We start from the raw sequence: 23,454 nt of genomic DNA, 5'->3' as shown, positions 1-23,454 counted from the left end.
TTCCCGTATCACCCGCAATGCGGCGAGAGCGGCGGTGCGCCGCCCTCGCCCCCGAATAAACGACGTCAGAGCGTCTTCATCCCGACCTTGCCGTCGTTGATCTCGATGAGATAGACGTTCGGCTGGCTCTGACCGCTCTCCTTGCCCTCGGGGCCGGACTTGCGGAACACGATGTCGCCGTTGAGTCCCTTGATGTTGATGTTCCAAAGCGCCGCCTTGATCGCAGCCGGCTCGGCCTTGCCCGCCTTCTCGATCGCGGCCGCCGCGGTGCGGATGCCGTCATAGCCGCGGAAGCTTTCGGTGCAGCCGGCGAACTCGAAGCCGCGTTTCTTCCATTCCGTGATGAAGTAGTTGGTTGCCTCGGGGTTCGGCGTCTTGTCCGGGAACCACGGCAGGAAGGTCGTCAGATGCATGGTTCCGTTGGCGGCGGCTCCGGCCTGGGCGATGATCTGGTCGGGGTTCTGCGAGCCCCCGGTGGTGATGATGCGCTTCTTCAGGCCGAGCGCAGCGGCCTGCTTGAAGATCAGCGTCAACTGGTCGACGGCGGTCGTGACGATGACCGTCTCGGAATCCGAACTCTTGATCTTGGAGAGCTGGGCGCTCATGTCCTGCGCACCCTGGTCCATGGTTTCGACCAAGCCGATGCTGATGCCCTTGTCCTTCATCATCTTGCTGAAGTCCTCGGCGGTGCCGCGGCCCCAGTCATTGTTGATGACGAGGAAGTCGACCTTCTTCAGGGCGAGCTTGTCGACGATGCCCTTGAACGCCGCGGCCTCGACCGCCGAGGGCGGCGAGATGCGGAAGATGAAGGGATTGCCTGTCGTCGTGATCTTGCCCGAGGACGAGGTCTCCACCACCATCGGGGTTTCATACTCCATCAGCTTCGGCATCACCGCGAGCGTCAGGCTCGAGCCCCAGGCGCCCATCAGCACCGGCACCTTGTCGCTGGTGATCAGCTTCTCCGCGACGGCGGCAGCCTCCGTCGGGTTGCTCTTGTTGTCCTCGATCACCAGCTCGATCTTCTTGCCCAAAATGCCGCCCTTGGCGTTGATCTCGTCGGCGGCGATCTTGGCGCCGTTGACGACGTAGGTGCCGGAGGCCGCGAACGCGCCGGTGAGCGGTTCGTTGACGCCGATCTTGATGGTCTGCGCCCCTGCCGCGCCGCCGAACAAGGCCGTCGCCAGCGCGATTGTCCGAACCAGTCCGAGTGCTCGTGTCATGTTGTCTCTCCAAATCCAACGCTGTTGATCTCTAGGCAGTCCAGCCTTCGTCACTCCGCGGCGCGAGCGCGCCGATCATTCCGCGCCACCTTTTCCGGTGAAGACGCGGCCAAACATGCGCGCGAGCCGAGCGCGCAAAACGTCTGATGCAAGCGACCAGAAGCTGAGCTCCGCGGGGGCGGCCTGCCCCGACGGCGCGCCCGACATGTGGCGGTCGAGATTTCCCGCGAACTCAGCGACCAGGCGTCTGGCGAGATCGCGCACGAGGCCCGGCCGGCCGACCTGCGCCAGCATGCCCGTGAGCGTGTAGCCGATCGACAGGTCGACGGAGGTCGCCGCGCCGCCATCGAGCGGGATCAGGCGATAGCGGATTTCGCCTTGCGTCGCCGAATGGTTGCGCTGGTCGGTGCCGATGCCGACGATGCGGCCGGAGAGCGTCGCGGGATCGCGTTCGACGCGCGCGGCCCCCTCGAAGCTTGCTGCGATCGGCCCGAGCCTGACGCGGATCACGCCTTCGACACACTCGGGCCTTGGCGGCGCCGCGAGCGATACGCCGGGAAGGCAGGCTGCAATACCCGCGATATCATCGAACATCGCGAACACTTTCGCCGGTGGATACGGCAGCGAGAAGCGCTGATCGAGAACGGTCGCTGGGGTGAAGTCGGGAATGGTACCCGGCACGACACTGTCTGATGCCGCGACCAACGCTTGCCGCGCAGGCCGCGGCTCGATTTGGCCAGATGCGGCTCGCCCCGATCCGGCGGGGCCGAGACTGGTCCGGCCGCCACCGGCCTGCGGCGCAATGTTGCGCGCACGCCTCGCCTCGATCACGGACTGCACCGCCCGCACGATGCCGACATAGCCGGTGCAGCGGCAGAGATTGCCGCTGAGGCCGACGCGAATGCGCCGCTCGTCGGCGTCAGGCAGGCGCAACACCAGGTCGCGCGCCGAGACCAGCATGCCGGGCGTGCAATAGCCGCATTGCAGGGCATGCTCGCGGGTGAAGGCGGCGCGCAACTCGGTCGTGACCTCGTCCTCGTCGAGGCCTTCGATCGTGGTGATATCGGCGCCCTCGCAGGCCACCGCATAGGTGATGCAGGAGCGCGCCGGCACGCCGTCGAGCAGCACGGTGCAGGCGCCGCAAACGCCGTGCTCGCAGCCGAGATGCGTGCCGGTCAGGTCGAGCTTGTCGCGCACGAAATCGGCAAGGCTGGTGCGCGGCTCGGCCGATAGCTCCACCGCACGGCGATTGACATGAAGCGCGATCGTATTCATGCAGCGGCCCCCAGCACGGCGCGCTTCAACACGCTGACATGGATATGGCGTTGCGCGGCATCGTCGATGCCGGCCTTCATCAGAAGCGCATCGGCGACGCGGATGTCGAAACGCTGCTTGTAGTCGGCCGCAATCCGGCCGCCGAACAACCCGGCGGCATCGGTCACGACGATCGGCGCTGTATCGATCGCACCGATCACGATGCGCGCGGTGGCGGCGGCCGGGTCGACCAGGACCGCACCAATGGCATGGGCGAACTCGCCGGTCTTGCGGCAGCTCTTGGCATAGCCCCAATGCGCGGAGGCCGATCGGGCCGGCACGTGAATCGCCTCGACGATTTCGCCGGCGTGCAGCGCCGATTCCAGCGCACCGACGACAAACGCCTCGATCGCCATCGTGCGCGCACCGGCAAGACTGCGCAATGTCACCTGCGCACCCAAGGCCGCGAGCGCCGAAAACCAGTCCGCGGCGGGATCGGCATGGCTGAGCGAGCCGCCGATCGTGCCGCGGTTGCGCACGGCGCGATAGGCGATGTTGGCGGCGACGCCGCGCATCGCGCCACGCGTCACGTCGGCGGTGCGGCCGTCCTCGATATCGGCATGGGTGACCAGGGCACCCAGCACGAGCTCGCCGCCGGACACCTCCGCGCGCTTGAGCTCGGCAAGCCCGGAGATGTCGACGATCAGCTCCGGCTGCACCAGCCGCAGATTGAGCATGGGCCCAAGCGACTGGCCGCCGGCGATGATCTTCGCCGATCCGCCTGCCGCTGCCAGCATCGACAGCGCCGAATTGAGATCGCGCGGGCGTTCATAAGCGAAGGGCGCCGGTTTCATGCCGCGCTCCTTTCGCCCGCGCGAGCGGCCAGCACAGCCGCGACGACGCGATGCGGCGTGATCGGCGACTGCATCAGCTCGACACCGAGCGGGCGTAGCGCGTCGTTGACGGCATTGGCGATCGCGGCGGGCGGGGCAATCGCACCGCCCTCGCCGATGCCTTTCACGCCGAACTGCGTATAGGGCGACGGCGTCTCCATGTGATCGAGGCGCGCCGCCGGAACCTCGGTCGCGCCGGGAAGCAGATAGTCGGCCAGCGTCGTCGCCAGCGGCTGGCCGGAGGCGTCGAACGGCATCTCCTCGTAGAGCGCGGTGCCGATGCCCTGCGCGAGACCGCCATAGATCTGGCCGTCGACCACCAGCGGATTGACCAGCACGCCGCCGTCCTCGACGATCACGTAGTCGAGGATTTCCACCTCGCCCAGATCAGGATCGACCGCGACGACGGCCGCATGCGCGGCGTAGCTGAACGTCCCGCTGTCGCGCACGGGCTTGTAGCCCTGCGTCACCTCGAGCCCGCCGGGATCGACATCGGCCGGCAGATCCTGCGGGCGGCGATACCAGGTGTGGGCGATCGCCTTCAGACTAACGCTGCCGTTGACGCCACGCACCTCGCCGTTCTGCAAAACGACCGAAGCCGGCTCGTGCTGCAACAGTTTGGCACCGATGCGCCTTGCACGTTCGCCGAGCTCGCGGCAGGCCGTCGCCACCGCACCGCCCGCCATCACCATCGAGCGCGAGCCCCAGGTGCCGGTCGAATAGGGCGTCATCGCGGTGTCGCCGAGGATGATGCGGATCTTTGCGACGTCTATTCCCAGCATTTCATGCGCGACCTGGGCGAGCGTCGTCTCCATGCCCTGCCCATGCGAATGCACGCCGACACGCAGCTCGAGACCGCCATCCGGCGTCAGCCGTGCCGATGCCTGCTCGTGGCCCGGCACCATCGGGATGCCCCAGCCGGAATAGACCGAGGTGCCGTGCGCCGCCTGCTCGCAATAGATGGAGACGCCGACGCCGATGCGGCGGCCGTCCGCTGCGCCCTGCTTTTGCTTCGCGCGAATGGCGTCGACATCGATCGCGGCGAGCGCGCGGCGCATCGCTTCCGGATAATCGCCGCTGTCAAAATGCTTCCTGGTGATGTTGTCGAACGGCATCTGTTCGGGGCGCACCAGATTGCGCAGTCGCACCTCGCCGGGCTCGAGCCCGGCCTCCACCGCGACGAGGTCGAGCATCAATTCCAGCGCAAAGCAGACGCCGGTGCGCGCGACGCCCCGGTAGGGCAGGATCGGACATTTGTTGGTGGCAACCGAAAAGGTGCGGCAGCGATAGGCCGGCATCTTGTACGGACCGGGCAGGATGCTCGCGACCTGCGCGGCTTCGAGACAGGCGGAGAACGGATAGGACGAGTAGGCGCCGGAATCGACCGTCGCCTCGCAATCGATGCCGCGCAAGGTCCCGTCGCTGTTAGCATAGACCGTGATCTTGTAATGATGCTCGCGGCAATTCGAGCTGGCGACGAGATGCTCGCGGCGGTCCTCGGTCCAGCGCACGGGATGGCCGCGTTGCATGGTCAGCCAGGACAGGCAGACCTCTTCAGGCAGCAGAATGCCCTTGTGGCCAAAACCGCCGCCGACATCGGGCGAGATGACGCGGATCTGGCCCTCCTCCATGCCCAAGCATTCGGCAAGGCCGCTGCGCGTGATGTGCGGCATCTGAGCCGCCGAATGCAGCGTGAGCTGGTCGAGCCGGCGGTCGAAGGTCGCGACCACGCCGCGGCCCTCCAGCGGCGACATGCATTGCCGCGCGGTGGAGATCTCGCGCGTCACCTTGATCGGCGCGTCGAGCGCTAAGGAGATGTCGACCTCGTAATTGGTCTCGAGGAAGACGTTGTCGCCCCAATGCTCGTGCACCAGCGCCGAGCCCGGCTCGCGCGCCTTCAGCATGTCATAGACCGCGGGCAGCTCCTCCAGATCCAGCGTCACGGAGGCCGCGATGTCCTCGGCCTCGGCCCGCGTCGGCGCGAGACACATGGCGACGAGCTCGCCGACCTGGCGCACCTTGCCGGAGGCCAGCACCGGCTGCTCCGAGATCTTGAAGCCCGGCAATCCAGATACCGCGCGGATTGGCTTGATACCAACGAGGTCCGCCGCCGTGAACACACTGCCGCGATAACGTTCTGGCACATGGATGCCGCGGATGCGTGCATGCGCGAGCGGGCTGCGCACGAAGGCGGCATCCTGAAGGCCCGCAAGCCTGATGTCCGCGACGAACTGGCCGCGGCCGCGCATCAGGCGGTCATCCTCCTTCCGCGGCAGGCGCGCGCCGACGCCCTGCCCGGACCTTCCAGAGGGAAACTCTCGCTCGTTGCGCAACTCCGCGTTCTCCTTCACCGCCTGGCCTTACGCCGCGACGGCCTGCGGCAGGATCGGTGCGACCGCGTCGAAGCGCGCGCCGGCACGCAGGCAGAAGGCCGGCTGAAGCAGGCGCTCGGCGATCACCTCGTTCTGCTCGTTGTCCTTGAGGATGAAGCGCCCCTTCTTCTCCGAGAGCACGGAGACGTCGGCGTCCATGCCGACCTTGAGCGCGCCGATCTCCGCGCTGCGGCCGAGCATTTTGGCCGGATTGGAGGTGACCATCGGCACCACCTGCTCGAGCGACAGGCCGAGCGCCATCATCGAGCTCATCGCCTGGACCAGGCTGAACTTGGCCTGCCCCGCGAAGGGATGGTTCTCCTCGTCCTCGTGCTCGTCGGGCGTTCCGGCCGGCGCGGGCACATGGGTGTTGTAGCCGTGGATGTCGGCGCCGAGCGTGGTCGGAATGATGCCGGCGGCGATCGCCTTCTTCGCAAGCCGGTACGAGAAATGGCTGCCGTGGCCGACATCGACCTTCAGGCCGCGATCGAGCGCCGCCTGGATCACCGGATGCACCTCGCCCTCGCGGTTGACGAAGCCGCCGGGGTGGCGCGTGAACGGATGGGCGAGAACGTCGCCCTCGCGGAGCAGCGGGATCACGCGGGTGAGGATGGTGTCGGCATCTTCGCCGTTGGCGCCGCTTTCGGGCAGGCCCCAGAGCTGGCCGAAATGGACATAGACAGGCAGGTCGGCGCGCTTGCCGATCTCCGCCGCCATCTCGATGACGCGGATGCCCCAGCGCGCGAAGCCACCGATCTCGGCATGGGCCTTGATGCCGCGCACGATGTCGAGATTGGCCGTCGCCGCCTTGACGGTCGCATCGATGTCGACGCCGTCGGGGCTATAGAGCTGCGGATAATAATGTCCTTCCAGTCCGCCGACGAGATAGGCAGACAAGAAGGCGTAGACGCGCGAGGCCGAGGGCTCGGCGATGAAATGACGAAAGCCGGGCAGCGTCATGCAGGACGGACCGCCCTGATCGACCAACGTCGTCACGCCCGAGTGCACGCCGACCATGTCGGGGTTCATGCCGAAGCGGCCGGAGACATATTGATAGACATGCGCATGGGTATCGATCAGGCCGGGCAGCACCAGCTTGCCGCCGACGTCGACGACCTCCTTGGCGCTGGTCGGCAGGATATCCGCCGCGACCGCTGCGATCTTGCCGCCCCGGATGGCGACGTCCTTGATGCCGTCCACGCCCGAGGCCGGACAGATCACGCGACCGCCTCGCAGCAGAAGGTCGAAGCTGGCAGTAACTGACATGACGCTCTCCTCGGTCCCGCGCAGGCGGTTGCCCCGCCCCGGATTACGAAGCATGCTTCGCATTTAAATACGAAGTATGCTTCGTATTTTGACAAAAGCAAGCATCATGCCATGATCAGGCGGTGGCAGCCGCGTTCGAATCGAGCTAAGCGCGACGGAGTTTTGGTTGGGAGAGCGTGCATTGCGGCAAGTCAGGAAAAGTCGCAGCGGGGGCAAGCACCGCCCCTGGCCATTGTCGCAACGTCCCGGCTATCTGATCCGGCGGCTGCACCAGATTCACGTCGCGCTGTTTCAGGAAGCGTGCGGCGCGTTCGAGGTCACGCCGCTGCAATACAGCCTGCTCTCGGCACTGGCCGTGCGCGAAACCGCCGATCAGACCACTTTGGCGGCCGATATCGCCCTCGATCGGACCACGACGACCGGTGCGCTGAAGCGGCTCGCTGCACGGAACCTGGTCGAGCGCGCCATCAACAAGGACGATCGCCGCGCGCGCCTGTGCCGATTGACGCCGGCCGGCGCGGCGCTTCTGGTCAAGATCGAGGGCGCGGCACGGCGGGCGCATCGTGCGACGCTCGGCGATTTGAGCGAGCGGGAACAGGCGCTCTTCATCGAAATGATGCAGCGCATCGTGGCCGGCAACCCAAGTCGCGACAGCGCCGCTTCCCTATTCGATTAGAAGCGGCTGCTGCGCTTTTGGGTGGGGCTGCTTAATTTATCATCGTACCGCTGCACGACCGTGCAACGTCTTTTGCCTCCCGCCCGCAAGCGCGCGGAGGAGATCAGCGTCTCGCGGGCACGGTGGCGAACCCGCGCGTGAGTTCAGGGCACGCTTGAATTTCCAATGACAATCCGGCGCAAACCTTATTGCATCCGGCATCGGCGCACGCCCTGCTCCGGCGGTTGTGCAACCAATGGCACGATTTATGCTGCAACAATGCGAAGCGTGCTTCGTATTGGGGGATGTCATGACGGATTCCGAACTTCGCGCTGATATTCACAGCATCGAACCAATTCCCGATGCGGACCGGGACTCGACTGGACCGCAGCAGATGTGGATCTGGGCCGGCGCCAACATCGCGCCGGTCAACTGGGCGCTCGGCGCGCTCGGCATCATCCTGAAACTGGGATTGATGGAGACGATCGCGGTCATCGTGCTCGGGAACATCGTCGGCTGCGCGATCTTCGCGACCTTCACCGTGATGGGGCACAAGACCGGCGTCAACCAGATGGTGCTGAGCCGGTCCGCGTTCGGCGTCCGCGGCGCCTACCTGCCCAGCATCCTGATGTTCGTGATGACGCTCGGCTGGATCGGCGTCAACACCTACTTCCCGGTGAAGGTTTCGATCGGAATCCTTGGCCAGTTCGGCGTGCCCGACACCTGGCTGATCGAGATCGTCATCATCACGCTGGTGATGGCGGCGCAGGTCCTGATCGGCGTGTACGGTTTCTACGCGATCCGCACCTTCGAGAAATACACGGTGCCGCCGACCATCGCCATCATGGTGCTGATGAGCGTGCTGGCCTGGACGCGCCCCGGCGTCGTCAACTGGAGCCTCACGACCTCGCTGCCGCCGGGCGCGCATCTGGCGATGCTGACCCTGCTGATGACGGCGATCGGCGTCGGCTGGGGCATTTCCTGGGTCACCTGGGCCTCCGACTATTCGCGCTTCGTGCCGAAAAGCGTGCCGTCGAAATCCGTGTTCTGGTACAGCTATGTCGGTATGTTCGTGCCGACGGTCTGGCTCGGCATCCTCGGCGCGACCATCGCCTCGACCACGCTGGACACCGATCCCGCAAAAATGGTCAGCGCGGTGTTCGGCGGGCCGGTCAGCATCCTGGTCCTCTTGATGGTGCTGCATGGCCCGATCGCGACCAACATCCTCAACGTCTACTCGGCGACCCTGGCGGCGCTGAGCGCGGGGCTGAAGTTCTCGCGCTTCTGGCTCACCGTCATCGTCGGTGTCGCCGGCTATCTGGTCACGCTGTATTTCATCTTCGCGCCGTCCTTCGCCAAAGCGTTCGACAACTGGATGATCAGCCTCTTGTTGTGGATGAGCCCGTGGGCCGGCGTGGTGCTCGCGGATTTCTTCCTCAAGCGGAAGGGCAAGATCGACGTCGCCGAGCTCTACCGCTCGCCGGAGACCAGCGCCTATGGCGACATCAACTGGGCCGGCATGATCGCGTTCTTCGCCGGCCTTGTCGCCGGATGGCTGGTGGAAGACGGCCTGGTCGGCGCGCTTCAGGGGCCGGTCTCGATCAACCTCCTGGGCGGAGCCGATCTGAGCTGGCTGTTCGGGATCGGCGTCTCGGGGCTGGTCTATCTGGCGCTGGGCAAGCACGTCACGTCGCCCTCCTCGATCGTTGCGAGCAGCGCAGGCCGGTGAAGGCATGGACTACGTTCTGCGATCCACTCCTGGAAACGTCCAGTGGGGACTCTGGGACGGACGGCTGAAGCCGGTGCTCCGGATCGCATCCGGAGACCGCGTGACCATCGAGACGCTCTCGGGCGAGCCGGACGACCTGCCCGATCCATCGCTCGGTTTTGACGTCGTGCCCGGACATGCGGAGGTGCTCGCAAGCGCCTTCCGCGGTCCGGGGCCGCACCTTCTCACCGGGCCTGTCTACATCGAGGGCGCCGAGCCTGGCGACGTCCTCGAAGTGCGCGTGCTGAGCATCGAGCTGCGCTGCAATTGGGGCTGGAATCTCCAGGTCCCGACGCTCGGCACTCTCCCTGAGGATTTCCCCGAGTTCCGCCGCATCCACATTCCGCTGGACCGCGCGCGCAACGTCGCAAAACTCCCCTGGGGCCAGGAGCTGCCGCTCTCCCCCTTCTTCGGCAATTTCGGCGTCGCGCCGCCGCTCGCCTGGGGCCGATTGTCCTCAAAGGAGCCGCGGGCATTCGGCGGCAACATGGACAACAAGGAGTTAGGTGCCGGCAGCACGCTTTATTTTCCGGTCTTCGTGCCGGGCGCGCTGTTCTCCGCCGGCGACGGCCACGCGCTCCAGGGCGACGGCGAAGTCTGCCTGACCGCGATCGAGGCGGCGCTCACCGGCACCTTCGAATTCCACGTCCGCCGCGATCTCCGCCTCACCTCGCCCCGCGCCGAGACGGCGTCCGACTGGATCACCATGGGCTTTGACGAGGATCTCGACGACGCGGCCAAGGCCGCGCTGCGCGACATGATCGCGCTGATCCGCGAGCACAGCGGCCTCGGCGCACAGGATGCCTATACGCTCTGCTCGATCGCCGCGGACCTGCGGGTCACGCAGATGGTCGACGGCAACAAGGGCATTCACTGCGTGCTGGCGAAATCCCGCATGCCATGCCTCTAAACTTATGGTGCCTCTAGTGCCTCGTCGAGGTGGCACGCCACCCACTGCTCGGGTCCAGTCGTCCGAAGCACCGGCTCTTCCGTGCGACAACGGTCGAACACGTATGGACAACGGGTGTGGAAGCGGCATCCGCTCGGCGGATTGATCGGGCTCGGCACGTCGCCGCCGAGGATGATCGGGTTGCGCTGGGCGCCCGGCTCGGGCAGCGGCACCGCTGAGAGCAGCGCCTTGGTGTAGGGATGCCTCGGCGCGGCAAAGATCTCCCGGCGCGGCGCGACCTCGACGATCTTGCCGAGATACATCACCGCGACGCGATGGGTCATGTGCTCGACGATGGCGAGGTCATGGCTGATGAATAGCAGCGCGAGGCCGAATTTCTGCTGGAGATCCTGGAGCAGGTTGACGATCTGCGCCTTGACCGAGACATCGAGCGCGGAGACCGCCTCGTCGCAGACGATCAGCTCGGGCTCGGCCGCCAGCGCCCGCGCGATCCCGATGCGCTGGCGCTGACCGCCGGAGAACTCGTGCGGCCGGCGGTTCAGCGCCTCGCGCGGCAGGCGCACGGTGTCCATCAGCGCCGTGACGCGCACCTCGAGATCTTCCGCGGATTTGGCGAGGCCGAAATTGCGGATCGGCTCCGCGAGAATGTCGCGCACGCGCATGCGCGGATTGAGGCTGGAGAACGGATCCTGGAACACGACCTGCACGCGCCGGCGCATCTGGCGCATCGTGGCCGGCGCGGCATCGTCGATGCGCTGGCCGTCGAGGATCACCTGCCCGGAAGTGATGTCGAACAGCCGCAGGATGGCGCGGCCGACCGTCGATTTGCCGCAGCCGGACTCCCCGACCAGCGACAGCGTCTCGCCGCGCGCGATCTCGAAAGACACGCCGTCGACCGCATACACCCATTCGGACTTGCGGCCGAACAGGCCCTTGTTGACCGGAAAATGCTTCTTGAGGTCGTTGACCTGGAGCAGAGGAGGACTCATGCCGCGACCGCTCCCTTCGCTGCGTAATGACAGGCCGCGACGTGGCGTGGGCCCTTCTCCTCGAGCCCCGGCGCATATTGGCGGCAGAGATCGGTCGCGAGCGCACAGCGTCCGGCGAAGACGCAGCCGGTGATCGGCTTGCGGAGATCGGGGACCTGCCCGGGAATCTCGGCCAGCCGTCTCGCGGTGCCCGTCAGCGACGAACCAAGCCGCGGCACGGCGCCGAGCAAACCTTGCGTATAGGGATGCCGGGGCGAGCGAAACAGCTCGGCGACCGGCGCCTCCTCGACCTTGCGGCCAGCATACATGACCATGACGCGCTCGGCGATCTCGGCAACGACGCCAAGATCGTGCGTGATCAGGATGATCGCAGCACCGACCCGGCTCTTGAGGTCGAGCATCAGCTTGAGGATTTGCGCCTGGATGGTCACGTCGAGCGCCGTGGTCGGCTCATCCGCGATCAGAAGCTTCGGATTGCACGCCAGCGCAACGGCGATCATCACGCGCTGGCGCATGCCGCCGGAGAGTTGGTGTGGATATTCGCGCACGCGCCGCTTCGGCTCGGGAATGCCGACCAGCGTCAGCATCTCGATCGCGTGCGCCTCGGCGGCCTGCTTGTCCAGGCCCTGATGGATCATCAGCGTCTCGCGGATCTGGCGGCCGACGGTCAGGACCGGATTGAGGCTCGTCATCGGTTCCTGGAAGATCATCGAGATGTCGTTGCCGCGGATGGCGCGCATCTCGCGGTCGGACAGCTTGAGGAGGTCCCTGCCCGCAAAGCGGATGCTGCCCGCGATCTTGCCCGGCGGCTCCGGGATCAGCCGCATCAGCGACATCGAGGTCACCGACTTGCCGCAGCCGGATTCGCCGACGATGGCGAGCGTCTCGCCCTCGTTGACATGGAAGGACACGCCGTCGACCGCGCGGTTGATGCCGCTGGGCGTACGGAAGTGGGCCTGAAGGTTCTCGACTTCGAGCAGCGCCATCGTGATCAGCCTCGCAACATCAGAGGCTCTTGGCCATGCGCGGATCGAGCGCATCGCGAAGGCCGTCGCCGAGCAGATTCACGGCAAGCACGGTGACGGACAGGAAGGCCGCCGGAAAGAACACGATGTAGGGCTTGACCTGCCACAGCGCGCGGCCCTCGGCCATGATGTTGCCCCAGGACGGAATGGTGGGCGGCGTTCCCGCACCGATGAAGGACAGGATCGCCTCCGTGATCATGGCGCTGGCGCAGATATAGGTCGCCTGGACCAGCATGGGCGCGAGCGTGTTGGGCAGAATGTGGCGCAGGATGATCATCGGCGTGCGCGTGCCGCAGGCCACCGCCGCGTCCACATAGGGCTGCTCACGCAGCGACAGCACCACGCTGCGGACGAGGCGCGAGACGCGCGGGATCTCGGCGATGGTGATGGCCAGGATGACGTTGCCGACGCTGCCGCGCGTCAAGGCCATCAGCGCGATCGCCAGCAGGATCGGCGGGATCGACATCAAGCCGTCCATGAAGCGCATTAGGATGCCGTCGGCCCAGCGGATGAAGCCGGAGACGATGCCGATGGCAAGGCCCACCGCAGACGCGAACATCGCAACCGACAGGCCGACCGTGAGCGAGACCCGCGCGCCGAAGAGCACGCGCGAATAGATGTCGCGGCCGAGCACGTCGGTGCCGAACCAGTAGTCCGCCGACGGCGCGCGCGTGCGCTTGGCTGGCGCGAGCGCGGTCGGATCGACCGTTCCGAGATAAGGCGCGAAGATCGCGATCAGGACCAGCGTCAGCAGCAGCGCACCGCCGATGGCGACCGTCGGATGACCGCGCAGGAAGCCGATGAAGCCGCGCCGGATCTTGACCGGCCGAAGGATCTCCGGCAGTTGCGGCGCGAGGACTAGACCGGCCGGGAGCGATTGCGGGTTGACGGTGGTGTCGGTCAATAGCGAATCCTCGGGTCAACGAGCGTATAGATGACGTCGATCATCAAATTGACGAGGACGTAGACGAAGCTGAACAGCAGCACGATCCCCTGGATGACGGGATAGTCGCGGCGCAGGATCGCATCGATCGTGAGCCGGCCGAGGCCGGGAATCGCAAACACGCTTTCCGTGACGACGGCACCGCCGATCAGGAGCGCGATGCCGATCCCGATCACGGTGACGATCGGCACCGCCGCGTTCTTCAGCGCGTGAACAAACAGGATGCCGCCCTGCCCGAGGCCCTTGGCCCGCGCGGTGCGGATATAGTCCTGCTGCAGCACTTCGAGCATGGTGGCGCGGGTGATGCGCGCGATCAGCGCGATGTAGACACAGCCCAGCGCGACCGCCGGCAAGATCAAGTTCTCCAGCCAGGGCCAAAAGCCCTGGGCAAGCGGCGTGTAGCCCTGCACCGGCAGCCATTCCAGTTCGAGCGCGAAGATGTAGGAAAGCATGTAGCCGACCACGAAGACGGGCAGCGAGAAGCCGAACACGGCAAAGCCCATGATGACGCGGTCGATCAGGCTGCCGGCTTTCCACGCCGCCACCACGCCGAGCGGCACCGCGACCACGATGGTGAGCAGCAGCGTGACGATCATCAGCGACAGCGTCGGTCCGAGACGCTGCCCGATCATCGTCGAGACCGGCAGATTGGTGAAGATCGAGGTGCCGAGATCGCCGTGCAGGATGCGCCAGACCCAGCTTCCGAACTGGATCAGGAACGGCCGGTCGAGACCGAGGCTCTGGCGGATTCGCTCCACATCCTCCGGGCTCGCCTGATCGCCCGCGATCACCACGGCCGGATCACCCGGCGCGATGTAAAGCAGGCTGAACACGAACAGCGCGACGATTGCCATCACCGGCAAGGTCGCGACGATGCGACGGAGGATGTAGGAGAGCATCTGGCCTCAGCGCGCGATCATGCGGATTTCGACACGCCCCAGAAGAACGGCAGCGGCCCCTTGGTAATGCCGGAGACGTTCTTGCGCCACGCGGTGTAGCTCAGGAAGAAGCCGGTCGGCGCGTAGACGACGTCATCGAGCGCCGCCTTGTTGAGGCGGCCGATGGCGGCTTTCTCCTCATCGAGGTTCTTGGCCTCGAACCAGGACGCGACCTCCTTTTCGGTGCCGGGGCTGGTGGGCCAGCCGAACCAGGCCTTGTCGCCGTTGGCGCGAATGGCGGTGTACGGCGCAGGGTTGATGCAGTCCGCGCCCGCATGCCAGGTGTGGAACATGTTCCAGCCGCCCTGTCCCGGCGGCGTCTTCTGTGCACGGCGCGAGCCGACCGTGCCCCAGTCGGTCGCGACGAAATCGACATTCATGCCGAGCTTCTTCAGGAGGTCCGCGGTCACGTCGCCCTGCGCCTTGGTGATCGGCTGGTCCTGCGCCACGAGGCACGTCACGGGCTGGCCGGAATAACCGCTCTCGGCGAGCAGCTTCTTGGCTGCGTCGAGATCGCGCTTGCCCTTCAGGATCTCGCCGCCCGCCTCGGAATAGAGCGGCGTATCCGGCGTGAAATAGCCGGGCAGCGGCTTCCACAACGCGGTGTCGTCGCCGACGATCGCGCGCATGTAGTCTTCCTGACTCATTGCCATCAGCACCGCGCGCCGCGCCCGCACGTCGTTGAAGGGCGGATACAGGAAGTTCATGCGGAACGAGCCGACATTGCCGAGGGGATCGCCAATGTCGACGCTGATGTTCTTGTTCTTCTTCAGGACCGGAACGAGGTCGGCGATCGGGCTTTCCCACCAGTCGACCTCGCCGTTCTGCAAGGCGGCGGCCGCGGTCGCCGGATCCGGCATCACGATCCATTCGATGCGGTCAACCATGATCTGCTTGCCGCCGGCCAGCCACGACGCTTTCTCCTGCCGCGGCGCGTAGTCGGCGAACTTCTCGAACACCGCTTTCGCGCCGGGCACCCATTCGCCCTTGGCGAACTTCATCGGCCCGGAGCCGACATAGTCGGTGATCTGCTTGAACGGATCGGTCTGCGCGATGCGCTCCGGCATGATGAAGGCGCACGGCGAGTTGTTCTTGGCCAGCGCGTAGAGCAGCTTCGGGAAGGGCTGCTTGAGCACCCATTTGAAGGTGCGATCGTCGACGGCCGTCAGCTCCTGCTGAAGCGCCTTGATCATGAGCCCCATCGGATCTCGCGCCGACCAGCGCGTAAGGCTCGCGACGACGTCCTTGCTCAGCACCGGCTCGCCGTCATGGAACTTGAGCCCCGGCCGCAATTTGAACGTCCAGGTCGTACCGTCGTCGGTGACTTCCTCGGACTCCACCATCTGGCGTTGCGGCTGGAGCGAGGAATCGATGCCGTAAAGCGTGTCCCAGACCAGCGCCGCAGCGTTGCGCACGACATATTGCGTGCCCCAGATCGGATCGAAATTGGCGAGATTGGCCTGCGGCACGAAGCGCAGGGTACGCGCCGCGGCACCCTGGGCGATCGCCGGGGCCGAAAGGCCGCCCGTCAATGCCAGGCCGCTTGCGCCAGCCAGTCCCTTCAATACGGTCCTGCGGTCCATGAAGTCCTCCCAGTAATGCCGTGATGCCGGCCAATCATTGGCCAAGAGCAGTGAAACCGAAGCCCATTGGCGTGCAAATGGTATGCCAGTAACCAGGCCTTCGCCAGCGGGATCTCATCGTGACTTTGGGTCGATCGAGACCTCAAAGCGCCGCCGCCAGCGTCGGCCCGGTCTCGATATGCGGGATCGCCTCGACCAGCTTGCGCGTGTAGTCGGTCTTCGGATTGTCGAACAGCGCCCGGCTCTCGCCCTGTTCCACGATGCCGCCATTGCGCAGCACGATGGTGCGATCGCAGAGCATGCGCACCACGTTGAGATCGTGGCTGACGAACAGCAGCGCGATGTCGTTCTCGCGGCGCAAGCGATCGAGCAGTTGCAGCACCACCGCCTGCACGGAGACGTCGAGCGCGGCGGTCGGCTCGTCCAGCACCAGAAGCCGGGGCCGGCAGGCGATGGCGCGGGCGATGCCGACGCGGGCCTTCTGGCCGCCGGAGAGCTGGTGCGGGAAGCGCGGCAAGAGATCGAGCGGCAGCCCCACGCGCTCCGCGCATTCCTCGACCCGCGCGCGCAGCGCGTCGCCCGTCCGCATGCCGTCGAGCCGCATCAGGGGATGGGCGATGCAGTCGAAGGCGGTGAAGCGCGGGTTGAGGCTCTCGTTCGGGTCCTGGAAGACCATCTGAATGTCCTTGCGCAAGGACGAGCGGTGAAAATCACGCGACGCCACATGACCGATCGACTGCCCGTCGAACACGATGTCGCCTTCGCTCGGATCGATCAGGCGGCAGATCATCCGCGACGTCGTGCTCTTGCCCGAGCCGGACTCACCGACGAGACCGACGCTCTCGCCGCCGGCCATCGTCATCGAGAAATCCGCGACCGCCGCGGAGCCCTGATCGAAACGCTTGGCAAGCTTGCGCACTTCCAGCAGCGGCGGCGTACCGTGCGCGGGCTCCTGCCTCGGCATGTTGACAACCGCCGCGTAGCCTTCCCGCTCCTCCTCCGTCACGAGATCCTCGATCCGGGACGTCGCGGTCGGCGATGCCGCAACGAGGCGCCTGGTGTAGGCGTGCTGCGGCGTGGTGAAGAGAATCCTGGGACTGGCCTCCTCGACGATGCGACCGCGCTCCATCACCGCGATGCGACGGCAGTAGCGCGCCGCGAGCCCGAGATCGTGCGTGATCAGGATCGTCGCCATGCCGCGCGCGGCGGCGATGTCCGCCAGAAGATCCATCACCACCTTCTGCGTGGTGACGTCGAGGCCGGTGGTCGGCTCGTCGGCAATCAGCAGTGCGGGATTGCAGGAGATCGCGATCGCGATCATCACGCGCTGGCACATGCCGCCGGAGAGCTCGTGCGGATAGGCATTCATCCGCGCCTCGGGGTCGCGGATCTGGACCGCACGCAGCAGCTCCAGCGCCTCGGCGCGCGCGGCGTCCTTCGAGATGCGCTTGTGGGTGAGGATCGCGTCTGCGATCTGCAAGCCGATCGCCCGGATCGGGTTGAGCGCCGCGCGCGGGTTCTGGAAGATCATGGACATCGCGGCGCCCTGGAGCTGACGGAGATCGTCGCCCCGGAGTTTTGTCACGTCCTGCCCGCGAAACAGGATCTTGCCGCCGGTGACGCGGCCGGCTGCATCGAGCAGCCTTGTCGTTGCGAACCCCGTAACCGACTTGCCCGAGCCGCTCTCGCCGACGAGGCCGAGCATCTCGCCCGCTTCGACGGTGAGCGTGACCCCGCGCACGGCCTCGACCATGCCGCGCCGCGTCGAGAACGAGACGTGGAGGTCGTCGATCCTGAGCAGTTCCTTGCTCATGTGCGCATGCGGGGATCGAGAATGTCCCGCATCCCGTCACCGAGGAGATTGAAGCAGAGCACGGCCAGCATCAGCGCAAGGCCGGGGAAGGCCACCAGCCACCACCGTCCGGTCGAGATGAAGCGCGCGCCTTCCGCGACCATGATGCCCCATTCCGGCGTCGGCGGCTTGACACCGAGACCGATGAAGGAAAGGCCCGCGGCATTGAGAATGGCCCAGCCGAGATTGAGCGAGATCTGCACCGCCATCGCCGGCAGGATGTTCGGCAGCAGGAAACGCAGCACCACGGAGAAATGGCTCTCGCCGCAGGCGCGCGCGGCCTCGACCCAGCCGACATTGCGGCGGACGTTCACCTCGGCGCGGGCGAAGCGGATGTAGAACGGAAGATTGATGATCGCTGTCGCAATCACGATGTTCTCGATGCGGTTGCCGAGGGCTGCGACCATGGCCATGGCGAGCACGAACAGCGGAAAGGCCATCATCACGTCGACGAAGCGGCCGACGCCCCGGTCGAGCCTGCCGCCGGCATAACCGCAGAACGAGCCGACAACGGCACCGATCACGAAGGAGATGCCGACCGCGGAGACCGCGATGGCAAGGTCGAGCCGCGCCGCGATCACGAGGCGGCTGAACACGTCGCGCCCGAGCTGGTCGGTGCCGGCGAGATGGGCTGCGCTCGGCGGCTGCAGCGCTTCCGAAACATTGGAGACCACGGGATCGTAAGGCACGATCCAGGGGCCGAAGATCGCGAGCAGGACGAACAGAAAGACGCCGGCCGCGGCGACGGCCGTAAGCGGATTGCCGCGCAGGATCCAGACCGAATGGCGGAGGGTTGCGCTGGTCATTCGATCGACACCCTGGGATCGGCGATGCCGTAGCAGACATCGACCACGAGATTGACCAGCACAAAGAGGCTGGCCATCAGCAGCACAAAGCCCTGCACCGGCGCATAGTCGGAGGACAAGAGCGCATCGAGCGCGTAGGAAGCAACGCCCGGCCAGGAGAACACCTTCTCCACCAGGACATTGGCGCCCAGCATGGTCGAGAATACGATGCCGGCGATGGTGATGACGGGGAGAATCGCATTGCGCAGCGCATAGGTGACGACCACCTTGCGCCACGACAGCCCGACAGAGCGCGCGGTGCGCACGAAATCGCTGCCGAGCGAAACCAGCATCGAGGCGCGCGTGATCCGCGCCAGCGGCGCGATCACGAACAGGGCCATGCTCACCGCCGGCAGGACCAGCTGCTTGCAAGCTGCCCACCAGCCTTCAAAATCTCCTGCGAGCAGGAAATCGATCGAGAGGAAGCCGGTGCGCTGCGGCGGCAGCGAGGTGAAGACGTCAATCCGGCCCGTGGGATCGGGCGCGAGCCCGAGCAGGTAGTAGAAGACGTAGATCAGCAGCAGGCCCGACACGAAGGTCGGCACGCAGACGCCGAGCGCGCAGAACAGCCGCACGCCGTGATCGACGATCGATCCCGGCCGCAGCGCCGCGGCCACGCCGAGCGGCACCGCCGCGATCAGCGCGATCAGCAGTGCCGTGAAGGTGAGCTCGAGCGAGGCCGGCAGCCGCTCGCGCAGATCCTTCAGCACCGGCTGCCCGGTCATCATGGAGCGGCCGAGATTGCCGTGGCCGATGTCTGAGAGGTAGAACACGAGCTGCTCCGGCACCGACCTGTTGAGCCCCATCTGCTTGCGGATCTGCTCGATCTCCTCCTTGCCGGCGTTGGGCCCCGAGGCAAAGAACACCGCGGGGTCGCCGGGTAGAACGCGCATCAGAAGAAAGGTGAAGACCAGCACACCGAACAGCGCCGGCAGCGACGACAGAAGCCGCCTGCCCGCCCGGATCATCGTTGCGCCAAGACCGGTCATCACCTTTCAGAGCCCCTCTCGTTTGCCGATCTCACTTGCGGCTGACGTCGCGATAATCCACCTGGCGGTGGAACTCGTAGGTATAGCCCTCGATCGACGACGCCATCACCGCGTCCTGGTTCGGCTGCCACAGCGGAATCTGCGGCATCTCGCTGAAATGGATCGCGTTGAGCTTGCGGCCGTCGTCCTCGTACTTGGCCTTGTCCGGCTCGAAGCGGGCTTCCTGCGCGATCGCGGCGAGCTCGGGATTGTTGATGGAGCTGTAGTTCCAGCGCTGATTGCCGGTATAGAAGTTGCGGTAGAAGTAGTCGGTCGACGGCAGCCAGGCGACGATGCCTTCGGTGAAGAACGGCAGCTTCTTCTCGTTGATCTGCGTCGACATCTGCGCATCCGGCAGCTTCTGAATGTCGACCTTGATCCCGATCTTCGCAAGCGATTCCTTCACCAGCGACGCCATCGGCTCGGCCGTCGAGGCCTGGCCGACGTTGAAGCTGAAGGTGGTCGCAAATCCTTCGGGAAGGCCGGCGGCCTTGAGATATTCGCGGGCCTTGTCGAGATCGGTCTTCACCGGTGCCTGGAACGGATAGATGCCGTTCACAGGCTTGCCGTCCGGCCAGCTCGCGCCGAACAGCGGCGCGCCGCGGCCGAACAGCGCGGCCTTGAACATGTCGTCATACGGCAGCGCGAAGGCGATGGCGCGGCGGACATTGACGTTGTCGAAGGGCGGGATCTGGTTGTTCATCGAGACGAAGGTGATCGCATTGTACTGCGGCGTCGAGATCACCTTGAGCTTGCCCTTGGCCTCGAGCGACTGCACGTCGCTCGCCTGGAGATCGACGACGATGTCGGCATCGCCGCGCTCGACCAGGTTGGCGCGGGTCGCCGGTTCCGGCACCGACTGCACAATCACACGCTTGAAGAAGGCGGGCTTGTTGGCCGAGCCGCGGTTCCAGGACTCGTCACGCTTGAGGATCACCTGCTCACCCGGCTTGAAAGTCTCGACCACATAGGCGCCACTGCCGGCGGTGTGCTCCTTCAGCCAGGCGGTGGCCCAGGGATCATCCGCGGTCGCGTGCTCCTTGGCGACCTTCGAGTTGATGATCATGGGATAGACGGTCGCCAAATTCGGCAGCGCGAGCTTGTCGGGCTTTGGCAGCGTCACCTCGATGGTGAGGGGATCGATCACCTTGAACTGATCGGCCGACGTCAACGAGCCGGTCAGGAGCTGCGCCTTGCCGAGGATCGGCGCGGTGACGCAGCGATCGAGCGACCATTTCACATCGTCGGCCGTAACAGGCGAGCCGTCCTGGAACTTGGCGTCCTTGCGCAGGCGGAAGGTGAGCTTCAGCCCGTCGGGACTGACGTCGTAGGATTCGGCGAGCTCGCCGGTGATCGTGTCGAGATCGAACACCCATTTGCCGTTGAGCTGCTTGCGGCCGAACGCCACCAGCCGGTCGTAAGTGCTCATGCTCAGCGCGAAGGACTCGCGCGTCGAGCCGGGGATGTTGGGATCGAGCGTGTTGACGGATGCGCCCGTCACATAGCGCAGCGTTTCCGCCCTGGTTTGGGCCTGCGAAGGCGCGTTCGCGATGAGCAGAAGCGCAACGGTGGCGAGCATCGAGGACGCCGGCCTGAAAGACACAAAACGCATTCGTTTTTCCCTGAATTTCGACAAGAACGCCAGCAAGGCAGGTTAAGAAACAAGCAAGTTGCGCGCCAGTCTCACGGGTCGCGCGTGGGGACGCTTCGTCGCGGCGGCGCATGGATGATCATCGCTATTCCCCCGTCTTTCGCGCCGGCCGCGTGACCACGGCCTGCGGCACGTCATAGGCGCTGAGCGACGCCCAGTGCCGCGCGATATCGGCGCGAAACAGGCCGCGCGTCAGGCCGTGGACCAGCTTCGGGACGGCGGTCGTCATCGCGTTGATCGACGATCCCGACGGACCGAAGCTCATGGTGGAGGCGATGGCGAAGAGATGGATGTCGGAAATCCAGGGCGTCTCGCCCGGCACGCGCTCGGTGAAGGCGTAATCGTCGGCGAGATAGGGAAAGCGGCCGAGCCGTTCGTTGCGCTCGCTCGAAGGCGGCTGATAGCGGTCGGCCCAGGTCGCGATGTTGCCGGCGAATGCAGCGAGCTCGCCGCGCCCTGCAAAGCTCATGTCGATGCCGGTACCGCAGATGACGAAATCCGCCGGGATGGCGCCGCGCGGCGTCTGCAATTCGACGCCTTTGCCCGTCTCCCGGGCCGCCTCGACCGGCGCGCCCTCGTGCAGTGTGAAATTGGCATGACGCGCGCAGCGATCATAGGTTGCTTGCGGAAAGCCTTCCCGCATTTCGAGGATGGTGCGCATGAAGCGCCAGCGCCAGGCATCGTCGAGATCGCTGAGATGACGCAGGAAGCCGCGAAAGGTCAGCCACCGATAGGGCTGGATCACCTGGATCTGCGTACGGCGGCACAGCAGATGCACCTCGGCGGCGCCAGCCTCCAGCGCGGTCGCCGCATTGTCGAAGGCGGACGCACCGGCGCCGATTACGGCGACGCGCTTGCCGCGCAGCTTTTCGAAGTCGATGTCGTCGGCGACGGTCGCGACCGAACCTGACGGCAGATGGCGGAGCGGTTCCGGGATCATCCAGCCGCCCATCCCCTCCTGCCCCGTCGCCAGCACGATCTTGCGGGCGTAGAGCGTCTCGACCTCTCCTGCCCGTTTTACTCGCGCGGTGAGCAAGCCGTCAGACGCAGGCGCGATCTCCAGGAGTTCGCAAGCGTTGCGCACCGGCAAGCCGACCGTGCGGCGCAGCCACAGCAGATACTCAGCCCAATGCCCGCGTTCGATCAGGCCGAGTTCTTGCCAGCTCTGCTTGCCGAAGCGGGCTTCGTGCCAGGACTGGTAGGTCAGGCTCGGAATGTCGAGGTCGGGACCGGTGTAGTCCTTGGGGCTGCGCAGCGTCGGCATGCGGGCGTAAGTGAGCCACGGACCCTCCTTCCCCTCCTCGGCCTTGTCGAGCAGCAGGATGTTGCTGACGCGGGAGCGCATGAGGCCGAAGCCGATGGCGATGCCGGATTGGCCGGCGCCGACGACGAGCACGTCCAGCGCCGGTTTGCCATCAGGCCCGATCTTCGGCTCAAGCCATGCCGCGCCCGGATGCGCGATCATGGCGAGATCAGCGCGAACGTCAGCTTCGAGCTCTCCCAGCGCGTCGGTCATGCCGCGAGCCAGCCTCCGTCAACCACCATTACGGTTCCGGTCGTGAAGGACGACGCGTCGCTGGCGAGATGCAGCGCGGTCTGCGCGATCTCTTCCGCCGTGCCAAACCGCTTCATGGCGTGGCGGTTGCGCGAAGCTTCGCGCACCTCGTCCGAATTGGCGTGACGGGCAAAGCTGCGGCGAAGCATCGGCGTGTCGATCGCGCCGGGCGCGATGGCGTTGACGCGAATGCCGTCGGTGGCGAAATCCACCGCCATCGTCCGCGTGAGACTCACGATCGCGCCCTTGGCGGCGATATAGGCGCTGTTGCCCTTGCCGCCGGCGATGGCGAGCTGCGATGCCAGCGTGATGATCGAGCCGCTCTGCTGCCGCTGCATGTGAGGCACCGCGGCTCGCGCCCACAGCCAGGTGCCGCCGACATTGGCGCGGAACACCGCGTCCCAGTCGTCCGGGCTCGTCGTCAGCACCGTGCCGCCGCAGGAGAAGCCGGCAGCGGTCATGAGGATATCGAGCCGGCCGTGGCGCGCCACGACATCGCCGGCAACAGTCTCGGCCAATGCGGCATCGCCGACGTCCCCGACATGCACCGTTGCCTCTCTCACGAGGCCCAGCGTTTCCTGAAGACCCGCGGCATCGCGATCGACCAGCGCGAGACGCGCGCCCTCCGCCGCGAACAGCTTCGCGCTGGCCCGGCCGATGCCCGAGCCCGCGCCGGTGATGATGGCCGTGCGCCCCTGCAGCCGCAT

Annotated in this window: 19 protein-coding genes; 3 read left to right on the top strand and 16 right to left on the bottom strand. The window is 66.0% G+C overall.

What is annotated here, in order from left to right:
* Nucleotides 1-65 precede the first annotated feature (65 nt).
* From BJA_RS16630 to BJA_RS16610, 5 genes are all read right to left on the bottom strand, one after another.
* Nucleotides 66-1,220, bottom strand: coding sequence for an ABC transporter substrate-binding protein (locus tag BJA_RS16630; protein WP_038965994.1), 1,155 nt, complete (start codon nt 1,218-1,220; stop codon nt 66-68).
* Nucleotides 1,221-1,295: 75 nt separating this feature from the next.
* Nucleotides 1,296-2,495 (bottom strand): xanthine dehydrogenase family Fe-S subunit, encoded by a 1,200-nt coding sequence (locus tag BJA_RS16625; RefSeq protein ID WP_011086136.1) that lies wholly within the window; start codon nt 2,493-2,495, stop codon nt 1,296-1,298.
* The gene (locus BJA_RS16620; protein WP_011086135.1) at nt 2,492-3,328 is read right to left on the bottom strand and encodes an FAD binding domain-containing protein; all 837 of its coding nucleotides are present in this window, start codon (nt 3,326-3,328) and stop codon (nt 2,492-2,494) included. Before BJA_RS16620 ends, BJA_RS16625 begins: the two co-directional genes overlap by 4 nt.
* Complete coding sequence (locus BJA_RS16615; protein ID WP_011086134.1) at nt 3,325-5,718, bottom strand: xanthine dehydrogenase family protein molybdopterin-binding subunit; 2,394 nt, start codon at nt 5,716-5,718, stop codon at nt 3,325-3,327. Before BJA_RS16615 ends, BJA_RS16620 begins: the two co-directional genes overlap by 4 nt.
* A gap of 9 nt (nt 5,719-5,727) precedes the next feature.
* Nucleotides 5,728-7,005: an amidohydrolase/deacetylase family metallohydrolase gene (locus BJA_RS16610; protein WP_011086133.1), complete on the bottom strand. Its 1,278-nt coding sequence runs from the start codon at nt 7,003-7,005 to the stop codon at nt 5,728-5,730.
* 181 nt (nt 7,006-7,186) lie between these two features.
* Between BJA_RS16610 and BJA_RS16605 the strand changes: the two genes are divergently transcribed.
* The 3 genes from BJA_RS16605 (at nt 7,187) to BJA_RS16595 (ending at nt 10,338) form a co-directional block, all read left to right on the top strand.
* The gene (locus BJA_RS16605; protein WP_051000287.1) at nt 7,187-7,681 is read left to right on the top strand and encodes a MarR family winged helix-turn-helix transcriptional regulator; all 495 of its coding nucleotides are present in this window, start codon (nt 7,187-7,189) and stop codon (nt 7,679-7,681) included.
* 289 nt (nt 7,682-7,970) lie between these two features.
* The gene (locus BJA_RS16600; RefSeq protein WP_038966001.1) at nt 7,971-9,389 is read left to right on the top strand and encodes a cytosine permease; all 1,419 of its coding nucleotides are present in this window, start codon (nt 7,971-7,973) and stop codon (nt 9,387-9,389) included.
* A gap of 4 nt (nt 9,390-9,393) precedes the next feature.
* Nucleotides 9,394-10,338, top strand: a complete 945-nt coding sequence (locus BJA_RS16595; RefSeq protein ID WP_011086130.1) for an acetamidase/formamidase family protein — start codon at nt 9,394-9,396, stop codon at nt 10,336-10,338.
* A gap of 2 nt (nt 10,339-10,340) precedes the next feature.
* On the opposite strand, the gene BJA_RS16590 is transcribed toward BJA_RS16595, so the two are convergent.
* From BJA_RS16590 to BJA_RS16540, 11 genes are all read right to left on the bottom strand, one after another.
* The gene (locus BJA_RS16590) at nt 10,341-11,327 is read right to left on the bottom strand and encodes an ABC transporter ATP-binding protein (protein ID WP_011086129.1); all 987 of its coding nucleotides are present in this window, start codon (nt 11,325-11,327) and stop codon (nt 10,341-10,343) included.
* Nucleotides 11,324-12,313 (bottom strand): ABC transporter ATP-binding protein, encoded by a 990-nt coding sequence (locus BJA_RS16585; RefSeq protein WP_038966002.1) that lies wholly within the window; start codon nt 12,311-12,313, stop codon nt 11,324-11,326. The genes BJA_RS16590 and BJA_RS16585 overlap by 4 nt, the downstream gene beginning before the upstream one ends.
* 19 nt (nt 12,314-12,332) lie before the next feature.
* Entirely contained in the window at nt 12,333-13,256 is a 924-nt protein-coding gene (locus tag BJA_RS16580; RefSeq protein ID WP_011086127.1) for an ABC transporter permease, read from the bottom strand.
* Nucleotides 13,253-14,194 (bottom strand): ABC transporter permease, encoded by a 942-nt coding sequence (locus tag BJA_RS16575; protein WP_011086126.1) that lies wholly within the window; start codon nt 14,192-14,194, stop codon nt 13,253-13,255. Before BJA_RS16575 ends, BJA_RS16580 begins: the two co-directional genes overlap by 4 nt.
* A gap of 17 nt (nt 14,195-14,211) precedes the next feature.
* Nucleotides 14,212-15,816, bottom strand: a complete 1,605-nt coding sequence (locus BJA_RS16570; RefSeq protein WP_011086125.1) for an ABC transporter substrate-binding protein — start codon at nt 15,814-15,816, stop codon at nt 14,212-14,214.
* A gap of 142 nt (nt 15,817-15,958) precedes the next feature.
* Complete coding sequence (gene nikE / locus BJA_RS16565) at nt 15,959-17,629, bottom strand: nickel ABC transporter ATP-binding protein NikE (RefSeq protein ID WP_011086124.1); 1,671 nt, start codon at nt 17,627-17,629, stop codon at nt 15,959-15,961.
* Nucleotides 17,626-18,474 carry an ABC transporter permease gene (locus BJA_RS16560; protein WP_011086123.1) on the bottom strand — a complete coding sequence of 283 codons (849 nt, stop codon included), beginning with the start codon at nt 18,472-18,474 and terminating at the stop codon, nt 17,626-17,628. The genes nikE and BJA_RS16560 overlap by 4 nt, the downstream gene beginning before the upstream one ends.
* Nucleotides 18,471-19,505: an ABC transporter permease gene (locus BJA_RS16555; RefSeq protein ID WP_011086122.1), complete on the bottom strand. Its 1,035-nt coding sequence runs from the start codon at nt 19,503-19,505 to the stop codon at nt 18,471-18,473. The genes BJA_RS16560 and BJA_RS16555 overlap by 4 nt, the downstream gene beginning before the upstream one ends.
* A 28-nt stretch (nt 19,506-19,533) precedes the next feature.
* The gene (locus tag BJA_RS16550; protein WP_011086121.1) at nt 19,534-21,153 is read right to left on the bottom strand and encodes an ABC transporter substrate-binding protein; all 1,620 of its coding nucleotides are present in this window, start codon (nt 21,151-21,153) and stop codon (nt 19,534-19,536) included.
* A 124-nt stretch (nt 21,154-21,277) separates the two neighbouring features.
* Nucleotides 21,278-22,708: an NAD(P)-binding domain-containing protein gene (locus BJA_RS16545; RefSeq protein WP_011086120.1), complete on the bottom strand. Its 1,431-nt coding sequence runs from the start codon at nt 22,706-22,708 to the stop codon at nt 21,278-21,280.
* Nucleotides 22,705-23,454 carry an SDR family oxidoreductase gene (locus BJA_RS16540; protein WP_011086119.1) on the bottom strand — a complete coding sequence of 250 codons (750 nt, stop codon included), beginning with the start codon at nt 23,452-23,454 and terminating at the stop codon, nt 22,705-22,707. Before BJA_RS16540 ends, BJA_RS16545 begins: the two co-directional genes overlap by 4 nt.

The organism is Bradyrhizobium diazoefficiens USDA 110, from assembly GCF_000011365.1.
Taxonomy (GTDB): Bacteria; Pseudomonadota; Alphaproteobacteria; order Rhizobiales; family Xanthobacteraceae; genus Bradyrhizobium; species Bradyrhizobium diazoefficiens.
Note: the sequence above shows the minus strand (reverse complement) of the source record. Positions and strands in the feature narration are given on the sequence as shown.

Bases quoted from the DNA above. Each gene is read 5' to 3' on its own strand.
- BJA_RS16560 (WP_011086123.1), bottom strand. From the start codon at position 18,474: ATGACCAGCGCAACCCTCCGCCATTCGGTCTGGATCCTGCGCGGCAAT.
- BJA_RS16600 (WP_038966001.1), top strand. From the start codon at position 7,971: ATGACGGATTCCGAACTTCGCGCTGATATTCACAGCATCGAACCAATT.
- BJA_RS16570 (WP_011086125.1), bottom strand. From the start codon at position 15,816: ATGGACCGCAGGACCGTATTGAAGGGACTGGCTGGCGCAAGCGGCCTG.
- BJA_RS16550 (WP_011086121.1), bottom strand. From the start codon at position 21,153: ATGCGTTTTGTGTCTTTCAGGCCGGCGTCCTCGATGCTCGCCACCGTT.
- BJA_RS16585 (WP_038966002.1), bottom strand. From the start codon at position 12,313: ATGGCGCTGCTCGAAGTCGAGAACCTTCAGGCCCACTTCCGTACGCCC.
- BJA_RS16590 (WP_011086129.1), bottom strand. From the start codon at position 11,327: ATGAGTCCTCCTCTGCTCCAGGTCAACGACCTCAAGAAGCATTTTCCG.
- BJA_RS16575 (WP_011086126.1), bottom strand. From the start codon at position 14,194: ATGCTCTCCTACATCCTCCGTCGCATCGTCGCGACCTTGCCGGTGATG.
- BJA_RS16540 (WP_011086119.1), bottom strand. From the start codon at position 23,454: ATGCGGCTGCAGGGGCGCACGGCCATCATCACCGGCGCGGGCTCGGGC.
- BJA_RS16630 (WP_038965994.1), bottom strand. From the start codon at position 1,220: ATGACACGAGCACTCGGACTGGTTCGGACAATCGCGCTGGCGACGGCC.
- nikE (WP_011086124.1), bottom strand. From the start codon at position 17,629: ATGAGCAAGGAACTGCTCAGGATCGACGACCTCCACGTCTCGTTCTCG.
- BJA_RS16610 (WP_011086133.1), bottom strand. From the start codon at position 7,005: ATGTCAGTTACTGCCAGCTTCGACCTTCTGCTGCGAGGCGGTCGCGTG.
- BJA_RS16620 (WP_011086135.1), bottom strand. From the start codon at position 3,328: ATGAAACCGGCGCCCTTCGCTTATGAACGCCCGCGCGATCTCAATTCG.
- BJA_RS16625 (WP_011086136.1), bottom strand. From the start codon at position 2,495: ATGAATACGATCGCGCTTCATGTCAATCGCCGTGCGGTGGAGCTATCG.
- BJA_RS16545 (WP_011086120.1), bottom strand. From the start codon at position 22,708: ATGACCGACGCGCTGGGAGAGCTCGAAGCTGACGTTCGCGCTGATCTC.
- BJA_RS16595 (WP_011086130.1), top strand. From the start codon at position 9,394: ATGGACTACGTTCTGCGATCCACTCCTGGAAACGTCCAGTGGGGACTC.